General features: G+C 68.4%; 4 protein-coding genes. 3 read left to right on the top strand and 1 reads right to left on the bottom strand.

The genetic code is table 11. The annotated features are described in order from the left end of the window. Positions 1–78 precede the first annotated feature (78 nt). Complete coding sequence (uraH, locus tag JWP65_RS07835; RefSeq protein WP_299762407.1) at positions 79–432, bottom strand: hydroxyisourate hydrolase; 354 nt, start codon at positions 430–432, stop codon at positions 79–81. A gap of 65 nt (positions 433–497) precedes the next feature. On the opposite strand from uraH, the gene JWP65_RS07840 reads away from it, so the two are divergent. The 3 genes from JWP65_RS07840 to uraD all read left to right on the top strand — a co-directional run. Next, positions 498–1,166, top strand: coding sequence for a GntR family transcriptional regulator (locus JWP65_RS07840; protein ID WP_299762409.1), 669 nt, complete (start codon positions 498–500; stop codon positions 1,164–1,166). A gap of 16 nt (positions 1,167–1,182) precedes the next feature. After that, complete coding sequence (puuE, locus tag JWP65_RS07845) at positions 1,183–2,121, top strand: allantoinase PuuE (RefSeq protein ID WP_299762411.1); 939 nt, start codon at positions 1,183–1,185, stop codon at positions 2,119–2,121. Position 2,122: 1 nt separating this feature from the next. Further along, positions 2,123–3,225, top strand: a 1,103-nt coding sequence (uraD, locus tag JWP65_RS07850; protein ID WP_299762412.1) for a 2-oxo-4-hydroxy-4-carboxy-5-ureidoimidazoline decarboxylase, incomplete at its 3' end; no start/stop codon positions are given.

The raw sequence follows: 3,225 nt of genomic DNA on the forward strand, positions 1-3,225 counted from the left end.
CTGCAATGCTGTACCCGCTGGTGCGCCAGTCGTGCGTCGCGCGCGGCGGCAAGGTCCGGCAGCCAGGCTGCTCGCGAGTCAGGAGCCGCGGTAGGTCGAATAGCTCCACGGGCTCACCAGCAGTGGCACGTGGTAGTGCTGCGAGACGTCGGCGATGCCGAAGTCGAGCGCGACGCGATCGAGAAAGGGCGGCTCGGGCAGCTGCACGCCGCGGCCGCGAAAGTACGCGGCCACATCGAACACCAGCCGATAGGTGCCCGCCTTCAGTTCCGCGCTGTCGAACAGCGGCCCCTGCGGATTGCGTCCGTCGGCATCGAGCACCAGCCGCCGCACCAGCAGCGGCTCGCCGGCGCCCGTGGCGTACAGCGCCACTGCCATGCCGGCAGCCGGCGTGCCGTGCATGGTGTCGAGGACGTGCGTGCTGAGACCCATGGCGTGCTCCGAAGATTGTGCACGCGAGTGTATACAGTTTGACGCACCGCGGCTATCATCCGGCCATGGAGCCGTCCACCACCAACACGGACGTCATCGTCGGGTCGCTGACCCGCGCGATCGTCGAGCACAGGCTGCAGCCCGGCACCAAGTTGGCCGAGCAGAAGCTGGCCAACCACTTCGGCGTGTCGCGCACGCTGGTGCGGCAGGCGCTGTTCCAGCTGGCGCAGAACCGGCTGGTGACGCTGGAGCCGGCGCGCGGCGCCTTCGTCGCCGTCCCCACCGTGGAAGAGGCCCGGCAGGTGTTCCAGGTGCGGCGCATCCTGGAGGCCGAAATGACGCGCGAGTTCGTGCGCAACGTCACTCCAGCCAAGCTGAAGGCGCTGCGCGAACACATGGCGCAGGAGCAGGCGGCGCTGGACAAGCGCGACACCCGCCGGGTCGAGCTGCTGGGCGATTTCCACGTGCGCATGGCGCAGCTTTCGGGCAACGCGGTGCTGGCCCAGATCCTGCGCGACCTGGTTTCCCGCAGCTCGCTGATTTCCCTGATGTACCAGCGCGACGGCGCGGCCGTCCATTCGCAGCAAGAGCACGTGGAGCTGGTCAAGGCACTGGCGGCGCGCGACGCCGATCGCGCCGTGCGCCTGATGCAGGAGCACCTGCTGCACGTGCAGGAAAGCCTGGCCTTCGACCGCCACATCCCCAGCCACGACATCGCCCTGGCACTGGCATGAACGAGAGCCCGCACCCATGATCTACGACAGCACCGCGCCCTACCCGCGCGACCTGGCCGGCTACGGCCGCAACCCGCCGCACGCACGCTGGCCGGGCAATGCCCGCATCGCCGTGCAGTTCGTGCTGAACTACGAAGAAGGCGGCGAGAACAGCGTGCTGCACGGCGACGCCGGCTCGGAGCAGTTTCTGTCCGAGATGTTCAACCCGCCGGCTTTTCCCGAGCGGCACCTGAGCATGGAAGGCATCTACGAATACGGCTCGCGCGCGGGCGTGTGGCGGCTGCTGCGCGAGTTCGAGCGGCGCGGCCTGCCGCTGACGGTGTTCGGCGTCGCCATGGCGCTGGAACGCCATCCGGAACTGGCGCGGGCCTTCGTCGAGCTGGGGCACGAGATCGCCTGCCACGGCCTGCGCTGGATCCACTACCAGCACGTGGACGAAGCAACCGAGCGCGAGCACATGCGCGTCGCCCTGAACAACATCGAGAACCTCACCGGCGCCCGCCCCCTGGGCTGGTACACCGGCCGCGACAGCCCCAACACGCGCCGGCTGGTGGCCGACGACGCCCGCCTGGCCTACGACAGCGACTACTACGGCGACGACCTGCCGTTCTGGATGAAGGTGCGCAAGAGCGACGGCAGCGTGGTGCCGCACCTGGTGGTGCCATACACGCTGGACTGCAACGACATGCGGTTCGCGCTGCCGCAAGGCTTCTCGCATGCCGAGCCGTTCTTCCAGTACCTGCGCGACAGCTTCGACGTGCTGTACGCTGAAGGCGGCGAGGCGCCAAAAATGCTCAGCATCGGCATGCATTGCCGGCTGCTGGGACGGCCAGGCCGCATCATCGCGCTGCAGCGCTTCCTCGACCACATCGAAAAGCACGACCGCGTCTGGATCTGCCGACGCATCGACATCGCGCGCCACTGGCAACAGGCGCACCCTTACCCCGGAACATGACATGGCCCTCACCCTGGATCACTTGAACGCCGCCACGCTGCAGCAAGCCCTGCAACTGCTGGACGGCATCTACGAACACTCGCCCTGGATCGCCCAGGCAGCGCTGGAGCAGCGGCCGTTCCGCTCCGCCAGCCACCTGAAGCAGGCGCTGGCCGACGTGGTGCGCGCCGCCAGCGCCCAACAGCAGCTGGGCCTGATCCGCGCCCACCCGGAGCTGGCCGGCAAGGCGATGGTGGCCATGGCGCTGACCAGCGAGTCCACCAGCGAGCAAGGCAAGGCCGGCCTGACCGAATGCATGCCCGAGGAGTTGCGCCGCATCCAGCAGCTCAATGCCGACTACAACGCGAAGTTCGGCTTTCCCTTCATCCTCGCGGTGCGCGGCCCGCGCGGCACCGGGCTGGACCGCCAGCAGATCATCGACACCTTCGCGCGGCGGCTGGACAATCCGGCCGACTTCGAGCAGGCCGAGGCGCTGCGCAACATCCACCGCATCGCCGAACTGCGGCTGAACGATCGCCTGGGCACCGAACCGGCGCTGGGCAACCTGGTGTGGGACTGGCAGGAAAGCCTGGGCCGGCACAGCGATCCTGGCTACCAGGAGCGCGGCCAGCTGACGCTGACCTACCTGACCGATGCCCACCGGGCGGCGGCCGCGGAAATCGTCCAGGCCATGCGCGCGTGCGGCTTCGACGAAGTGGAGATCGATGCAGTGGGCAACGTGGTCGGGCGCTATCACCCGGCCCTCGCGCAAGGCAAGTACCTGCTGACCGGCTCGCACTACGACACCGTGCGCAACGGCGGCAAGTACGACGGCCGGCTGGGCTTTTTCACGCCCATGGCCTGCGTGCGCGAGCTGGCATCGGCCCGGCGGCGGCTGCCGTTCGGCATCGAGGTGGTGGCGTTTTCCGAGGAGGAAGGACAGCGCTACAAGGCCACCTTCCTCGGCTCGGGAGCGCTGATCGGCCAGTTCAATCACGCCTGGCTGGAGCAAAAGGATGCCGACGGCATCACCATGCGCGAAGCCATGCGCAACGCCGGCCTGCCGGCCTCGGTGGAAGCGATCGCCAGGCTGCAGCGCGATCCGGCCGACTACCTGGGCTTCGT

This window comes from Ramlibacter sp. (assembly GCF_028292805.1).
Lineage (GTDB): Bacteria > Pseudomonadota > Gammaproteobacteria > Burkholderiales > Burkholderiaceae_C > Ramlibacter.